Origin of the sequence: Pseudomonas sp. Cab53 (assembly GCF_018325965.1) — a bacterium.
Taxonomy (GTDB): domain Bacteria; phylum Pseudomonadota; class Gammaproteobacteria; order Pseudomonadales; family Pseudomonadaceae; genus Aquipseudomonas; species Aquipseudomonas chlororaphis_E.
In genome coordinates, this window is sequence record NZ_AP021902.1 from 3,718,529 (window position 1) to 3,734,405 (window position 15,877).

14 protein-coding genes and 2 pseudogenes are annotated in these 15,877 nt (G+C 58.9%); 6 read left to right on the top strand and 10 right to left on the bottom strand.

Annotation, left to right across the window (positions count from 1 at the left end; all coding sequences use genetic code 11):
- Nucleotides 1–72: 72 nt before the first annotated feature.
- Nucleotides 73–309, bottom strand: a complete 237-nt coding sequence (locus tag KI241_RS16095; RefSeq protein WP_234407908.1) for a YceK/YidQ family lipoprotein — start codon at nucleotides 307–309, stop codon at nucleotides 73–75.
- 444 nt (nucleotides 310–753) lie between these two features.
- Here KI241_RS16095 and KI241_RS16100 point away from each other — a divergent pair, with 444 nt between their 5' ends.
- The gene (locus tag KI241_RS16100) at nucleotides 754–891 is read left to right on the top strand and encodes a hypothetical protein (protein WP_156877850.1); all 138 of its coding nucleotides are present in this window, start codon (nucleotides 754–756) and stop codon (nucleotides 889–891) included.
- A gap of 504 nt (nucleotides 892–1,395) precedes the next feature.
- On the opposite strand, the gene KI241_RS16105 is transcribed toward KI241_RS16100, so the two are convergent.
- From KI241_RS16105 to KI241_RS16120, 4 genes are all read right to left on the bottom strand, one after another.
- A complete protein-coding gene (locus tag KI241_RS16105; protein ID WP_212796415.1) occupies nucleotides 1,396–2,514 on the bottom strand; it encodes a PQQ-dependent sugar dehydrogenase in 1,119 nt (372 codons plus the stop codon).
- 74 nt (nucleotides 2,515–2,588) lie between these two features.
- Nucleotides 2,589–2,831: a hypothetical protein gene (locus tag KI241_RS16110; RefSeq protein ID WP_212796416.1), complete on the bottom strand. Its 243-nt coding sequence runs from the start codon at nucleotides 2,829–2,831 to the stop codon at nucleotides 2,589–2,591.
- Between the two features lie 97 nt (nucleotides 2,832–2,928).
- Nucleotides 2,929–3,507, bottom strand: a complete 579-nt coding sequence (locus KI241_RS16115; protein ID WP_212796417.1) for a cytochrome b — start codon at nucleotides 3,505–3,507, stop codon at nucleotides 2,929–2,931.
- Nucleotides 3,504–4,571, bottom strand: a complete 1,068-nt coding sequence (locus KI241_RS16120; RefSeq protein WP_212802721.1) for a catalase family peroxidase — start codon at nucleotides 4,569–4,571, stop codon at nucleotides 3,504–3,506. Before KI241_RS16120 ends, KI241_RS16115 begins: the two co-directional genes overlap by 4 nt.
- Before the next feature lie 171 nt (nucleotides 4,572–4,742).
- Between KI241_RS16120 and KI241_RS27835 the strand changes: the two are divergent.
- Nucleotides 4,743–4,893: pseudogene (locus KI241_RS27835) on the top strand (urease accessory protein UreD); the annotation flags it as partial.
- A 14-nt stretch (nucleotides 4,894–4,907) separates the two neighbouring features.
- Here the strand turns inward: KI241_RS27835 and KI241_RS16125 are convergent.
- Nucleotides 4,908–5,100: pseudogene (locus tag KI241_RS16125) on the bottom strand ((2Fe-2S)-binding protein); the annotation flags it as partial.
- 971 nt (nucleotides 5,101–6,071) lie between these two features.
- Here KI241_RS16125 and KI241_RS16130 point away from each other — a divergent pair.
- The 4 genes from KI241_RS16130 (at nucleotide 6,072) to KI241_RS16145 (ending at nucleotide 9,724) form a co-directional block, all read left to right on the top strand.
- Nucleotides 6,072–7,046 (top strand): alpha/beta hydrolase, encoded by a 975-nt coding sequence (locus KI241_RS16130; protein ID WP_212802722.1) that lies wholly within the window; start codon nucleotides 6,072–6,074, stop codon nucleotides 7,044–7,046.
- A gap of 347 nt (nucleotides 7,047–7,393) precedes the next feature.
- The gene (locus KI241_RS16135; RefSeq protein WP_212803880.1) at nucleotides 7,394–7,867 is read left to right on the top strand and encodes a cyclophilin-like fold protein; all 474 of its coding nucleotides are present in this window, start codon (nucleotides 7,394–7,396) and stop codon (nucleotides 7,865–7,867) included.
- Between the two features lie 103 nt (nucleotides 7,868–7,970).
- A complete protein-coding gene (locus KI241_RS16140; RefSeq protein WP_212796419.1) occupies nucleotides 7,971–8,714 on the top strand; it encodes an SDR family oxidoreductase in 744 nt (247 codons plus the stop codon).
- Nucleotides 8,715–8,773: 59 nt separating this feature from the next.
- Nucleotides 8,774–9,724, top strand: coding sequence for an aldo/keto reductase (locus tag KI241_RS16145; RefSeq protein WP_212796420.1), 951 nt, complete (start codon nucleotides 8,774–8,776; stop codon nucleotides 9,722–9,724).
- Between the two features lie 184 nt (nucleotides 9,725–9,908).
- On the opposite strand, the gene KI241_RS16150 is transcribed toward KI241_RS16145, so the two are convergent.
- The 4 genes from KI241_RS16150 to KI241_RS16165 form a co-directional block, all read right to left on the bottom strand.
- Nucleotides 9,909–11,243, bottom strand: coding sequence for a cytochrome c (locus KI241_RS16150; RefSeq protein ID WP_212796421.1), 1,335 nt, complete (start codon nucleotides 11,241–11,243; stop codon nucleotides 9,909–9,911).
- A gap of 13 nt (nucleotides 11,244–11,256) precedes the next feature.
- Nucleotides 11,257–13,515 (bottom strand): molybdopterin cofactor-binding domain-containing protein, encoded by a 2,259-nt coding sequence (locus tag KI241_RS16155; RefSeq protein ID WP_212802247.1) that lies wholly within the window; start codon nucleotides 13,513–13,515, stop codon nucleotides 11,257–11,259.
- A gap of 135 nt (nucleotides 13,516–13,650) precedes the next feature.
- Entirely contained in the window at nucleotides 13,651–14,097 is a 447-nt protein-coding gene (locus tag KI241_RS16160; protein WP_013692840.1) for a (2Fe-2S)-binding protein, read from the bottom strand.
- A 270-nt stretch (nucleotides 14,098–14,367) separates the two neighbouring features.
- The gene (locus tag KI241_RS16165; protein WP_212802723.1) at nucleotides 14,368–15,819 is read right to left on the bottom strand and encodes an aldehyde dehydrogenase family protein; all 1,452 of its coding nucleotides are present in this window, start codon (nucleotides 15,817–15,819) and stop codon (nucleotides 14,368–14,370) included.
- Nucleotides 15,820–15,877 lie beyond the last annotated feature (58 nt).

Here is a 15,877-nt window from a genome sequence, read left to right on the forward strand (position 1 = left end):
GCGCTCGATCGCAATGCACAGCCTTGAACACACCGCCAGGGTGATCGTCCTGACGATCGCGATCAGCCAGCGCTACTCGTCGGCACTCTTCATATGAAAAATCGTGTACGGCAGGATCAGCGTATCGGCGACGAAACTGAACGGCAGGTCAATGACTGCAAACGGAGTCAGGGCACTCATGGCCCCAGCATTGTCGTGGCCTTTGATAATCTCGAGATCGACAGTAACGCCGCAGTAAGGATGGAGTCCACACATGTGCCCGTAGCTGGAGCTTTCGTTGACAGTCGCGCACCCTGTCAGCAGCGCCATGGTAAAAACCGTTAGCATGAGCCGCATGATGTACCCTCACCCTGGAAGGGCGAGACTGTAGCACTGAAACCGGCCCAACCCTCACTATTGTTACGGAAGGTTTTGCAGCGCGTCTTCTACAGCGCAGGACGTTGCGACTTGTCCCACTCCTCGCCGTGGCCGTCCTCTGCGAATGGGTAATCACTCCAGCATGGATCAACCGAGGACCAACCGAGATCGCCACCCACAAAGGCCTGCAGACTTGCTAAACAGATGAATATCGTTGATGGCGAGAACGATTGATCAAAAACCCGAGGGCCCACGTTTCATCCTACAAATCTCAGGCATAAAAAAAAGCCACTCATCTGAGTGGCTTTTTTCTGAATCCTGGAGCGGGAAACGAGACTCGTATCTGGCGTCCGACCCATTGAAATCTATAGGGTTTCTGTTATTCCTGAAGCAGGAATGGACTTGATTCTGGACTTGTTTTTGAAGTATTTCAAGATCCAAGTCTGGTATGACACCAGCGTTGGAGTGGATCAATCACTGCACGCCGCATTCGATGCCCGCGCCGTTTACGCGGGGCTGACCATGGACTTCTAAGGGACATAGGTCAGGGAGCGTTATCGCAGGATGATCCTCCTCTTGGCAGACCTATCGGCGGTTGTCACCTTCTGCCGGTACAGTCTTACCCCCTGAAAGCACCGTCAATGGAATGTTCCATGAGCTCCTGCATTCGTATCAGAGCAAGCGCAAACCCAGCTGATTTCTTCGATGAGGTTATTCCAGAGGAGGTCTTGACCTGAACGGTTGGCGGTTGGAGTGATCAATACAAGGCCTGGGACGCTCCCGCCTGGTTCGAAAATGTGAGTTGACGGCCTCTCTGTTACCCTGAATGGGCTTCTCGCTTCTGTTTCCAGCGCTGGTGTCGAGATCCTGAAACACATTTCCCCACAGAACCGACCTGGCTGGTATCGTTCTCGACGATCAGCTTGATATCGCCGAGTTCCTCCTTGGGAGGCGGCGAGCGCAAGCCGTCGAAGAGGTTGCGGGCAGGCGTCGCGGCTTGCCGACGCTGCAGCTGCGCAATGCCTGCCCTGATGGCGCTCAGCGCGGCTGAAGACGCAGCAGTTTGCCATCCCGTTCGTCGGTGAGCACGTAGAGCAGGCCGTCAGGGCCCTGCCTGACATCCCGAATGCGGGCATGCCCGTCCTCCAGCAACTTGTGCTCGGCCACGACCTTACCGTCTTTCAGTTCAATACGGTCGAGGTAGCCGAACTTGAGCGAACCGACGAAGAGATTGCCCTTCCATGCCGGCCCATAACGGTCGCTAGTCAGGAAGGCCATGCCGGACGGCGCGATCGAGGGCACCCAGTAATGCAGCGGCTGCTCCATGCCGTCCTTGGCGGTCAGGCCGTCGCCAATCTTCCCGCCGCCATAGTTCTCGCCGTAGGTGATGACCGGCCAGCCGTAGTTACGACCCGCCAGCGGAACGTTGATCTCGTCGCCGCCCTGCGGACCGTGATCGTTCATCCAGAGGCGGCCGTCCGGACCGAGCGTAGCGCCCTGGCTATTGCGATGACCATAGCTCCAGATCTCCGGCAAGGTACTAGCGCGGCCGACGAAAGGGTTGTCGGCCGGTACCGCGCCGTCCTTCTGGATGCGCACCACTTTGCCCAAGTGGTTATCGAGCTTCTGCGCATCCTCCTTCCGGCTGTAACGCTCGCCCAACGTGACGAAAAGCGTCCCGTCCTTCGCCTCGACGATACGGCAGCCGAAATGCGCGGAGCTGCTCACCTTCGGCCGCTGACTGAAAATCACCTGCAGGTTGTCGAGGCGCACCATGTTGCTCGACAGCGTCGCGCGTGCCACTGCCGTGCTATTGCCCGCGCCACCAGCGGCCGGTTCGGAAAAGCAGAAGTAGACCATGCGATTCACGTCGAAAGCACTGTCCGTCACCACATCCAGCAGCCCGCCCTGCCCGCCTGCCGCGATCGCCGGCAGCCCCTCAACCGGCGGGCCGATGCTCCCATCGGCATCAACCACCCGAAGCCGGCCCGGCCGTTCGGTCACCAAGTAGCGATGTGCCGGCAGAAAGGCCACTGCCCAGGGATTCTCCAATCCGGTTGCCACACGCTCAGCCCGCACCTCGACGGCCAGCGCGCTGGCAGCAAAACCCATGGCAAGAAATGCTGGGACCAGAACCCACTCAAGTTTCAGATTCATGACTGTTCCAATGGTTGATTTGACAGCCGCTAGCACACCCTACGAAGAAAGATATAAATTAGTAAATCTTTGCGCTACGCATGTGCATCCAGATATTTCTCTGCTTTTGCGATCCCGTTCATGCGCTGAAGTTTGCGCATCGTGAAGGCGCCCCCCTGCGTCCGAACGCCAATGGCGGGAGGCTTCGACGCCAGGTGTTTAGGCACGGCACCCCAAGTCGGCGGCTCGCTGAACTTGGCGACGAACATCTCTATGAAGCTCGGTGATCCGGCGAGGGTCAGAGTCACTTCGCGCCAGCCTCCCAGCTCGACGGTCACTGCAGGTCGTGGTTCCACAGTACATGCCCACTGAGGTATTTCATCTCGCCCCACCGAGAACGCGTGCGCCAGCGCGCCCGTGGTAACGAAGCCTGCGTCAGTCAGCGCACTTGGTCACGACCCTGCCGTCGACCGACGGATGTACCGGAAATGGCGCCATGGCCTCGAACACGCCGTCGCGTCGCACCAGCGCGTGGAACAGAGCGGCCCCAAGGTGCAGCAGGATCAGCGCGAAGAGGCAGAACGAGAGGAACTTGTGAGCGTTCCACAGCCAGCTGTGCAGGCCGGCGTCGGGCGACACGATGGCGGGCAGATGCAGCCCGGCGACGAGCACCGGGTAGTCCGCCGCCGACAACATGGCCCAGCCAAGCAAGGGCATCGCGAGCATCAGCACATAGAACGCGACATGCGAGAGCTTGGCGGCGAGCTTCATCGGCTCGGGCATGTCACGCGGCAGCGGCGGCGCACCAAGGCGCCAGCGGACGATCAGGCGCAGCACCGCGAGCACGAGGATCGCAATGCCCAACGGCTTGTGGATCGAGACCAGCATCAGGTACGCGGGCGTGATCGTCGAGACCATGCCGACGCCGATGAACAGCATCGCGAGGATGCAGATCGCCATGCCCCAATGAAGCGCCCGCTGCAACGGCGCGAATTGCTGGTTGACTTGGCTCATGGCTTGGCTCCGGTGGTGGACGGGGTGCGCGGATAGTCTTTTTCTTCGGCGGTCCGGCGGTTGTACGAAACCGAATAAGCGGCCGAACGTGCGGCGGGGAAAGGGTCGTCGGATGTGCGCATACCGGCCGGCAGCACGGTGGGATCGAAGTTGATGTCGCGGCATGAGCCATCGGCCTCAGGCTCAATCTTCGTCACCGACAGGGTGCCGACGCCGACGCTGCGGCGATCTTCCGGCCAAGCCTTGCTCGGGTCGGCGGTCGGGTCGCCCGGGTCGGCGACCATGACCGTCATAGCCCAGCGCTGCGTCGCCTTCGCGACGCGCTCGGTGATGTCGGTCAGCAGGAAATCGGGCTCGCGCTTCTTGAGTTCATCGCCCGAGACCAGCACAGGTTTGGCGACCGGCTTAAAGGACCAGCGCACGGCTTTGTCTTGGCCCTGCGCGTTGGTGAAGACGAAGCTGTTGATGCCGTTGTAGCGGTCTTCGGCGTACGAGCTGGTGAACGGCGCGCTGCCGGCCCACTGGCTAAACGCACTGATCTCGGGGTGCACAGCGGCGAAGTTCTTCAACGCATCCGGATGGCTCTTGTCGGCAGAAGCCACCTGCAAATCGTAGAAAGCCTGCGGCGTCGCGACCGGAAAGAACGGCGCATTGATCATCGCGGAGCGCCACTCCTGGCCGTCGGGCGTTCGGATGCGCAGGCTCAGGGAGCGCACGCGCGCTGTGCCATCGGGCGCTTTGAGGTCGGGCGAGGCGAGGTTGAAGCGGCCGGTCACGGGATAGGTGCCGGCGGCGAACATCTGTGCCTTGGACAAATCGCTTCCCGTGCCGTTGGCCTCGAAGGTACCGGTGAAGCAGATACCCTTGGCATGGGCGCGGCGGAAACCGAGAGCCGGTCCTGCGGGCGGCGCCAGCACCTCGACGATCTTGGTCGGCGTGAGGCGTGCGGGTGTCAACCAACCGGCTGTGTATGCGAACGCGGCGCCGACGGCGACAACCACCGCCGCGATCAGTACGAGCGGCCCTAGAAAAGACTTATTGGAGTGAGGATGTCGCTCGTTCATCGAAATTTCTTCCGGAGTGCGGGGTGGAGAGTTCTGTAACGAATTTAACGCTTTACTCAAAACCTTGTGCGAAGTCGCTACGGCGCTGAAGACTTCTATATACACCGGCCAGCAACGTTACGTTGCCGCCGGCCGCACGGCTCGGCGAAGAAGCAGTACAAGTGGCGATGATTATTCCCCCAGGCAAAACTGCACAGCGAGGTGATGGTGAATCTGCATCCGGGCTCCAGAGTGATGCTCTGCGACGCGTTTTGTCTGCCCCCCTCAACGGGGTGCCGGCTTCTTTGATTTCTACCGTGCCGACCTGGAAGTACGCTGGCCGGAGATAGCGAGGATGACACAGGAACGCGCCACAACGCCGTCGATCAAGACGGAACAAGCGACACACTGAGCGAGACCAAACACGTAATCCCCATTGCAGGTATAGTTTGTTCCCGTCATACCGATTTCGTCACGAATCACCCACAGCAGCGGCTGTGTCGCCCTCAGCTTCGACCTGATAGGTCTTATCGTTAATCTGAAGCGCCATAACTCTCCAGCCATCTTGGCTCTAAAAAGCGCTATTAACGGGGCGTCGCGTAATGGCTACCTATACATGGTTTGAAAGTATCACGAGCTTAGTGGGCTCAATCATGCAGCCGCGTGCTAGGCACTATGAATAAAAGTACGCAATACAAGAAATCACCGCGCATCGATGGCTCATCAATACAGTGATTTAGTGCCCGCTCAACTACGAACGAGCATGACTCACAACTAAGCAACATGCTTGAGACGATTACCGTTACCGATTCAGGGCTTTGCATTTTTTCTTTTGGAAAAACCTACCAACCCACAACCGGGATGTGGGTATTACTTTTCGGCCAGCGGCTAATTTTTTCAAATGGCCTCTTGCCCCTACAGACCTGAAGAACGGGTTTAGAGGCAGCTTCAGCAGGAAGCCGCCGGAACGGAAACAGAGGTTGTGGTCTCTCTGTCGACGCAGCCCAACAAGCCTTGACCAAACAAGCTTTCACGTCCGTTAAGCACTTGGCCGATGTCCTCTACAAGGTCTCGCCCATCGCCTGTCCCAGACCGAGTCACTCGAATCGGCGACCAACGCAACCTGCGGCGGTTTTTCCGCCGGTCATATAGCGAGGCTGAGCTGATGCAGGCGGACCGAATACTTCCATGTACGGGACTCGATGATCAATGGTCATCGCAGCGTGGTGATATGTCATTCGAACAAGCATGAACTTATCGGGGTAGGTTTCCATTTCGAACCGCCTGGGACTTGGGGGCGCGATTATCCAATAGCGTGCATAGATGCTTGCAATTTCATGGGATGTTTTGGGGCAGTGACAGGCATACATTAGCTGGCAAAGCCGATCCCGACGGGCGACGTCATTCACGAAACATGTTCCCCATGGTTCTAAAAGCCTATGACGCCGACGACAAGCCCCCCGCTGCCCGACGGGTATTCAGGCTGGCAGGAACAATCTCAACTACATGTAAGGCAAGCACATGCAACTGACACAGGAATGGGACAAGACTTTCGCCAAGAGCGACAAGGTGGACCATAAGAAGATCACCTTCACGAACCGCTATGGCATCACCCTGGCGGGCGACCTGTACCACCCGAAGAACGCCAGCGCAAAGCTGGCAGCTATTGTCGTCTGTGGCCCGTTTGGCGCGGTGAAGGAGCAGTCCTCCGGGCTCTATGCGCAAACCATGGCCGAGCGCGGCTTTGTCACGTTGGCCTTCGATGCATCCTACACCGGGGAAAGCAGCGGTGAGCCGCGCAACGTCGCCTCGCCAGACATCAACACCGAGGATGTGAGCGCGGCAGTGGATGCTCTTGGCCTGCAATCCTCCGTTGATCGCGAGCGAATTGGCGTCATTGGCATTTGCGGTTGGGGCGGCATGGCGCTGAATGCCGTGGCCTTGGATAAGCGCGTCAAGGCGGTTGTCGCCAGCACCATGTACGACATGACCCGCGTCATGTCCAAGGGCTACAACGATAGCGTGACCCTCGAACAGCGCACGCAAGGGCTCGAACAACTGAGCGCACAACGTTGGCTCGACGCGAAAAATGGTGCCCCTGCTTACCAGCCCCCCTACAACGAACTGAGGGGTGGTGAAGCGCAGTTTATGGTCGATTATCACGATTACTACAGCACAACCCGCGGACACCATCCGCGCGCGGTCAACTCGGGCAACTCGTGGACGATCACTACACCCCTGTCGTTCATGAACATGCCGATCCTGACCTACATCGCGGAAATTTCTCCACGCCCGGTCCTGTTCATCCACGGCGAAAACGCCCACTCGCGCTACTTCAGCGAAACCGCTTACGCGGCCGCCGCGCAGCCGAAGGAGCTGATGATCATTCCAGAGGCCAGCCACACCGATCTGTATGACCGTGTGGACGTGATTCCTTTCGACAAGCTGACGACCTTCTTCACGCAGCACCTGGCCACGGCGACAACCGCCGCTTGACGTCTTGAGGCAGTCGCATCCGGGCGGACAATGCACCTGGATGCGACTGAGCGGGATGACGCGCCCTACGGTATGGATTCATGCCACTCAGCACTTCTGACTTTCCAGTGAGGATCGCAACCAGAACTGGCAATAGACCACTCGCTGAGGAGCATCTGCGCCATATTGCTGCGCTAATTCGCGCTCGAAACCTACGAATTCACGTGCAGGCGCGGCAACGCGTCTGGCCCATTTTCCGCATTGCAAAGGAGAACAACATGCAGAGCAAAACCGTTGACGTCGGTGCAGGCGGCGTTCTCTCCTCTCTTGGCGCTGCAAGCCGTAGGCATTCCTGGCACCGGCGGGCCGTGCCACAGCTTGGAATGCCGCTGCTTCTCCTTGCACTGTGCAGCGGCCATCCCGCCCACGCCGCCAGCACTGCGCTGCCCGTGGCCGCTGAGCAGGATGTGACTCAAGCACCCAAGGAATCGGATGAATCAAGCCTGTGGATGACCGTCGGGGAACGTCGCTTCGCCATCACACTGGCCGACAACGAGGCCACTCGCGCATTCGCCGCCACGCTGCCGCTGACACTGGACATGGAGGACCTCCACGGAAACGAGAAGAAAAAAGAGCTGCCTGAGGCGCTGCCCACCAGTGAGAGCCGGCCCGGCACGATCCGCAACGGAGACCTTATGCTTTGGGGATCGCGCACCGTGGTCATCTTTTACAAGACCTTCGACTCAGCTTACTCATACACCCGTCTGGGCCGCGTGGACGATCCGACTGGCCTGGCCCAGGCGCTCGGCCGTGGCGATGTTCGGGTGGTGTTCTCCCAATAGCAGCGTGCGCTGACAAAGTAGTTCCCACGCACTCAACACCGATCTGAAATACCGCCTCATCATCTGCTGCATCTCCTTCGCAGCCCGAATCCAGAGAGAGATCATGATCAAAAACAAAGTAGTCATCATCACCGGCGCATCGTCCGGAATCGGCGAGGCAACCGCCAAGCTGCTCGCGAGCAAAGGCGCAAAAATCGTGCTCGGCGCCCGTCGAGAAGACAAGCTCAAGCAGATCGCGGACGAGATTCTCCTGAACGGAGGCCAAGTGGTCTATCAAGTGCTGGACGTGACCAAGCAAGAGGACAGCGACAGCATCGTCCGCCTGGCCAAAGAAAGGTTCGGTCGCGTGGACGTGATTTTCCTGAATGCAGGGCTGATGCCGAACTCACCCCTGTCCGCACTGAAGACCGAAGACTGGCACCAAATGATCGATGTCAACGTCAAGGGCGTTTTGAATGGCGTGGCAGCGGTGCTACCCGAGTTCCTGGCACAGAAGTCTGGGCACGTCATCACCACCTCGTCGGTGGCGGGGCTCAAGGCGTATCCGGGCGGCGCCGTCTATGGCGGTACAAAGTGGTTCGTGCGCGACTTCATGGAAGTCCTGCGCATGGAGTCCGCCTTGGAAGGCAATAACATCCGCACCGCGACGATCTACCCGGCCGCCGTCAAGACGGAACTGCTGGCGACGATCAGCGATAAGCAGGCGCTTGACCAGATGCAGGACATCTATGACAAGTACGGCATTTCTCCAGACCGGATCGCCAACATCGTAGCCTTCGCGATCGACCAGCCCGATGACACGACAATCAACGAGTTCACAGTAGGCCCTGCGAACCAGCCTTGGTAAGTGCATTGCAGTCACGCAAGGCGTCCGACAGCCCACCACTGTCCTGACAAGGAGCTTTCATGAAGACCGTACCACTAGGATCAACCGACACTCGGGTTCCCAATGTCGTCGCGGGCATGATGCGCATTGCCGGCAGCACCGATGACCAGATCCGGGCGCTCTACACCGCGGCGCGCGAATCGGGCATCAATTTTTTCGATCACGCCGACCTCTACGGATTCAACCATCCCGGCGGTGGCCCGCACCTGTGCGAACGCCGGTTCGACGAGGCGCTGCGACTCAGCAGCGCTGAGCGCGAGCAGATCTTCCTCCAGTCCAAAACCAGTATTGTGGCCGACCCGTGGCACTACGATCAGTCCTACGAGCACATCGTGGCGTCGGCCGAGAGGTCGCTGAAAGCGCTGGGGACCGACTATCTGGATGTGCTATTGCTGCACCGGCCCGACGCACTCGTGGAACCGGAAGAAGTCGCCCGCGCCTTCGACCACCTGGAGACCACCGGAAAGGTTCGCGCATTCGGGGTTTCCAACCATACTCCCCGTCAGATCGATCTGCTCAAGACCGCCGTGACCCAGCCGATCCTGGCGAACCAGGTCCAGCTTTCGCTGACGCATTCGACGATCGTCGCCCAAGGCCTGTCGTCGAACATGACCGGATTCGACGACTCAATCACTCGTGACGGTGGCGGCATCGTAGACTACGCACGGATTAATAAAATCACGCTGCAGGCGTGGTCTCCGTTCCAGAAAGCCTTTCAGGATGGGGTCTTCTTCGACTCTCCCGACTACCCGCAGCTTAATGCCGAACTCAAACGACTCGCTGCGAAGTACGACGCCACTCCGACCGCGATCGCGACAGCCTGGATCACTCGTCATCCCGCCGGCATCCAAGTGGTACTGGGCACCACGAGACCCGAGCGCCTCATCGAAGCAGCCGCGGGCTCGAATATCCCGCTCACCCGCCCCGAATGGTACGGGCTTATCCAAGCGGCTGGCCACAACGTTCCCTGAACGCACCCGGACGTCGAAAGTGGCGCCTGTCCCTCTGATTACTAGCCCCACAACGGCGTTAACACCAGAGCTCTGCTTGGATCATGCACGCCGAAGCGTAATGATCGAAAACACGGACCGCTTCTCCCCGACGGGGACTCCTTATGTATGGCGAGGGCCTTGGCCAAGCCCTCACCATACTCTCTCAACGCATCTGCAGGATGATCGGGTTGCTGCTGGCCGGATTGGTTCGCTCACGCAGTTCCTTCACCTCGTCAGCCTTCACTGCGCCTCCCTGATTACCCCATGACGTGCGAACGAAAGTCAGTACATCAGCGACTTCCTGATCAGAGAGTTGGTTGCGGTATGGGGGCATGCGATACGAATCCGGAATACCATTGGCAACGACACGTTCGGAACCGTTCAACGTGGCATTGATGCTCGTAGCGCTTTGCTTCACCATCGATGAAGATGCGCCTGCCAAAGGAGGTATCCATGGCGCCTGCCCGCTGCCGTCACTGCCGTGGCAACTGCTGCACTTGGCCATATAGTTGGCTGCCCCAGGTGTCGACAGAGGTTGTTCTGCCAGTTTGGCCGCTGGCTTCCATGGCGGCCCGTCACGCTTTGGATCGCCCGGCAACGACACCAGGTAATGCGCAATGGCTTTCAAGTCCGGGTCGGACATGTATTGCGTCGAGTTGTTGAAGACTTCCGCCATGGTGCCCACGACCACGCTGTGAGCGTTACGTCCGGTTTTCAGATAGTCGACGATCTCCTGCTCGCTCCAGCGCCCCAATCCAGTGTTCGGATCCTGGCGCAGGCTCGGCGCGTACCACCCATCGAGCAGCGAACCGCTGAGGAAAGTAGCGCTGCTTTCATCCAGCGACTTCTCGTTCATCGTCAAGCTGCGTGGGGTATGGCAACTGCCACAATGCCCCGCACCCTGGACGATGTAGGCGCCGCGGTTCCACAGTGCATCCTCTGAGGGCTTGGCCTGATAGGCACCGTCATCGACAAACGCGGTATTCCACAAAGCCAGCGGCCAGCGCATGTTGAGCGGCCAGGGGATATGGCTTTGCTGGTTCTGCTGCTGCGCCGGCTTAACGCCGGCCATGAAGAACGCATAAAGCGCCCGCACATCATCGTCGCTGAGCTTGGCATAGGATGGGTAAGGCATAGCCGGATACAGCCTGTGCCCGTCAGCCGCAACTCCGCTGCGTACTGCGCGATCAAAGTCGGCCAGGCTGTAATTACCGATGCCCGTTTGTTTGTCCGGGGTAATGTTGGTGGCATAGATTGATCCCATCGGGGTCGCCATCTCCAGGCCGCCGGCAAACGGCGCACCTTTGGGCGTGCTGTGGCAGGCCACGCAATCGCTAAGCCTGGCGACATATTCACCACGCTGGACGAGCTGTGCATCTGCCGAGGGTGCAGATGCCTCATTAGCAAAAGGCGAAAATGGTGTGCGATTGACAAACCAGCCCAAGCCAGCTGCCACGACGATGCCTGCTGGCAGCAGATACTTTATAGTTTTATTCACGAACCATTCCTCATCAGGTGTCGAAGCGGTACTGCGATAGAGGCATGCTGCGAATTCGTTGACCGGTCAGTCGCGAGACGGCGTTAGCAACCGCCGGTGCCACCGCAGGCAGAGGCGGTTCACCGATTCCGCCCATTGGCGCACCACTCTCCACCACACGGACATGGACCCTGGCCATCATTTCCGGTGTGAGGATGCGGTAGAGGTCGTAATTGCGCGCCACCGGCGTACCACCTTTGTAGATGGCTTGTTCGATCAGGGTTTGAGACAAGCCAAGGGCCACGGCTGAGTTGACCTGAGCCTCGATGATGGCGGGATTAACGATGCTACCCGGATCGATTGCCTGCCAGATGTCGTGAACCTTCACAGCTCCGTTGCTGATGGAAACCTCTGCGATCACCGCCGTTTCGGTACCAAATGGCGATGCCATTGCAACGCCTCTTGCTCGCTTGGTGCCGTCTTGCGCCGTGAACGGCCCTCGTTTCCACCCCCCGGACAGGTCGGCCACGGCCTTGAGCAAGTGGCTTAGCCGCTCGTTGCCCTGCAGCAGCTTGGCCCGCAGCTCATAGGGATCCTGACCGCCGGCATCCGCCACCTCATCCAGAAAAGCTTCATACATGAAGTCATTGATGGAGTTCCCGACTGAACGCCAGTAGCCCAGCATCACCGGGGTCTGCGAGTACAGTTGAGCGATCCGACGATGGGCAATGGCGTATTTTTTACCGGCCAGGCCTTCGACGGCGGTCGGGTCGATTTTGTCTCCTTGTTTGTTAGCGATACCCTCAGTTGGCCCTTCCGTGGCACTAATTGCTTCAAAGGCCACCGGCATGCCCTGTTCATCCAGGCCAGCGCGAAAGCGCACTACGGCGGAAGGACGAAGCACGTCACGCAAAAACTCTTCCTCGCGGCTCCAGATCACCTTGATCGGTCGACCCGTGGATTGAGCCAGCTGGATAGCTTGAGGGTAAGGTGATGCATTCGGGTATAAAAAATGCCGGCCAAAAAAGCCACCCAGCAGCGGAGAGTGGAGAGTGATTTTGGAAGGGTCCAGACCGGTACGCTTGGCGACGTCGGCCAAAAACAAATCCGGGGCCTGGTTCGGCAGCCACAGATCGAGATTGCCTTCAGCGTCGAAGCGCGCCAGGGCCGAGGGCGGCTCCAACTGGGCGTGGTTGAGGTATTGGGTATGGTAAGTCGCACTGACGACTTTCTTGGCGCCGGCCAGCCCCTGCTGCAGGTCGCCCTCACGTTCGGCCTCATCCCCGGCGTCGGTGGTTTTACTCAATTGCTCCGCATAGGCCTGGGTGTCGAAATTAGCCGGCATGTAGCGCACGGTTGAATCGCCACCCGGCTCCGTCCACTCCACTTGCAGAGCCTCGACGGCACGCTTGGCCACCCACCAGCGTTGCGCAACCACCGCCACTGCCCCCTCAAGACGGTGCACCGAATGTACGCCTTTGAGGTTTCTGATCTGATCCTCGTTGCGCACCAGGCCCACTTGCAGACCCAGGCGCGGCGCATGTTGTACCGCAGCATGAAGCATGCCTTCGACACGAGTATCGATGGTGTATTGCGCCTTACCAGTAGATTTGTCGTAGACGTCTATTCGCTGGACCGGCTTACCGATCCAGCGGAATGTGGCAGGGTCGCGCAGAGTAACGGTTTGCGGATCGGGAATGGGCAAATCGAGCGTTAGCGGCGCGAGTTCACCGTAGGTGATCGATCGATTGGAAGCGACATGAATGACCCGCCCTGGCTCAGTAGTCAGCTGCGCCAGCGGCACCTTCCAGTGAGATGACGCGGCCTGCAACAGCATCAGGCGCGCCGATGCGCCCAGTCGGCGCATGGTCATGTAGCTCGCGCGCATCGACCGGCTACCACCCGTGAAGCGCATGCCACCTTCCATGACTTTGAAGTCATTCCCGGGCGCCGCGTTCTCCACCAGAAAGCTGGCTGGATCTATATCGAGCTCCTCACCCACGACCTGTGCCATGCCCGTGAAAATGCCCTGCCCCCCCTCAATAAAGGGGCTCTGCAGGCGAACGGTATTATCCGGACGAATCTCCAGGAACGCCGGTACACGGGCGCCAGGCGGCAATGCCTGGGCACGCTCGGCAGCCCGCAACGGGCCAAGGGGAATTCCGAAGCTGATAACAAGCGCACCCGCCGTGACGCCAGCCGATGCTTGCAAAAAACGGCGGCGAGAGACGTTCACAGGTTGAGCGTCGGAGAGTACGCCGCGCTCGGCGATTGAATCATCCAGTTTTGACATAGTATTCCCCTGTGTTTGCATTCAATGCTCGGCCTGGCAGCAGACCAATCTCTGCTCCATTAAAGGTGGTCAGGATTAGCCGTCGGCATTGTCACCAGGCACGTCGCAGTCGCAGCTCAGTCGAATTGCGCGTGCTCAAGCACCAGCAAGCTCATCGACAGCAGTCTTGATCGCGTTATAAGTGCCGCAACGGCAGAGATTCGTCATGGCGGCAGCAATATCGGCTTGGGAAGGTTTGGGAATGCGCTGCAACAGCGCAGTGGCGGCCATTACCTGGCCAGACTGGCAATAGCCACACTGGGCGACTTGATGCTTGACCCAGGCCGCCACTACGCGCTTGCCCAACTCGTCGTCTTCAATGGCTTCGATTGTGCGAATCTGTTTGCCCTTTACCCCTTCAACCGGTGTAACGCATGAGCGAAGCAGCACGCCGTCCACCATGACCGAACAGGCGCCGCATTGCGCCAAACCGCACCCGTACTTGGTTCCGGTCAGGCCGATATCGTCGCGAATCACCCATAACAATGGTGTATCCGCATCCGCCTCAACCTCATACACAGTGCCATTTACGTTGAGTTCCATTGTAAGAATGCCTCGATTGAAAACAGTGTGAAAAATGGCCGAGCACGACCTGCGGATAATCTTTGGCAACTGACCATTCGCAATAACAACACCTGCAACGTCGTCTTTTTAGACGAGCCTTACCCTACTGGGCTCGTCCGTGGCACAGCAAGCGAACCACGTGAGTCAGCTCGCAAGGTGCTATTAATCAGATGAATAAATATTCTCTTCAAACGGCAGGCGTGCCGCGCCAATCATCGGCGCGGCACCGCTTGGTCTTGGATAGTCGTATCAGGCCTTCAACGACGGCAGTGCTGCGGCTTCCTCGTCAAAGCCATAGACCGATTTGATTTCCAGATACTCTTGCAACCCGAAAACGCCCATCGAGCGGCCAATGCCGGATTCCTTGTAGCCACCCATAGGCGTCAGCGAGTTAGTCGGCGCGCCGTTAAAACAAACGCGCCCGGCACGCAGGCCGCTGGCGAACTCATACGCCTTGCGCCGGTCCCCACCGAATACATAGCCACCCAACCCATAAGGCGAGTCATTGGCGATTTCCAATGCCTGCGCCTCGGTGGAATAAGGCACCACCACCAAGACCGGCCCGAAAATCTCTTCCCGGCAAATAGTCATCTCCGGCGTCACATCGACGAACACGGTCGGACGGGTGAAAAAACCACGTTCGAAGCCTTCGGGGCGTCCCAGTCCGCCAACAATCAGTCGTGCACCCTCATCGAGGCCCGACTGTATGTGGCGCTGGATGCTGTTGAATTGTGCCCGGCTGACAATCGGCCCCATGGTCGTGGCGGGATCTCGCGGGTCTCCGAGACGGAATCGGTTTGCTTCGTCAACCAGAAACGGAATGACCTGCTCCACCTGACTTTCATGCACCAACATGCGACTCGGCGCGTGGCAGGATTGTCCGGTATTGAAGAAGCCGCGCTGAATATTCCAGCGCGCGGCCTTTTCCAGATCGGCGTCTCGCAGCACGATATTCGCCGACTTCCCGCCCAACTCCAGGCACACGCGTTTGATGGTGCGTGCCGCTGCCTCGCCTACCTGCGCACCGGCACCGGTCGAGCCCGTGAAGGAAACCATGTCAACATCGGGATGCTTCGACATCGCCTCGCCAATCACTCGCCCCGAGCCGTTGAGCATGTTGAAAACGCCCTTGGGTACGCCTGCGGCATCCAGCACCTCTGTCAGCAGAATAGCGCTGACCGGCGAGTTGATACTGGACTTGGATACGACTGTACAACCGGCGGCCAGCGCATAGATCAGCTTGATGACGGTTGTCTGGACCGGCCAGTTCCAAGGCGAGATCAGTGCGCAGACACCCAGGGGTTCACGGCGAACAATCGTATTGCCAATTCGCGCCTCGAACTCGTACGTCTTCAACAGGTCGCGAGCGACCCTCATATGTTCGATTGGCCCCATGACCTGAGCACGGGCGCTGCAGGGAATACCCACCTCTTGCGCAATGGCCTGTACAAAATCATCGGCGCGCAATTCGTAGGCTTCGATGATACGGTTGATCAGGTCGTAACGCTCATCGAGGGAAGACTGCGAATAGCTTTTGAATGCACGCCGAGCTGCGGCCACGGCAGTGTCCACCTCTTCAACAGTCGCCATGGCGACCGTGGCAAACACTTCTTCGGTAGTCGGATCAATCAATTCCTGGCGCTGGGAGGTCGCGGCCTCTACCCATTCACCGTCGATATAAAACTTCGCGTAATCGTGCATCTTGCTGGTGCCTCCAGTTGTTGTTATTCGGTGAGGATTTTCGTGACAGGTGGCAACA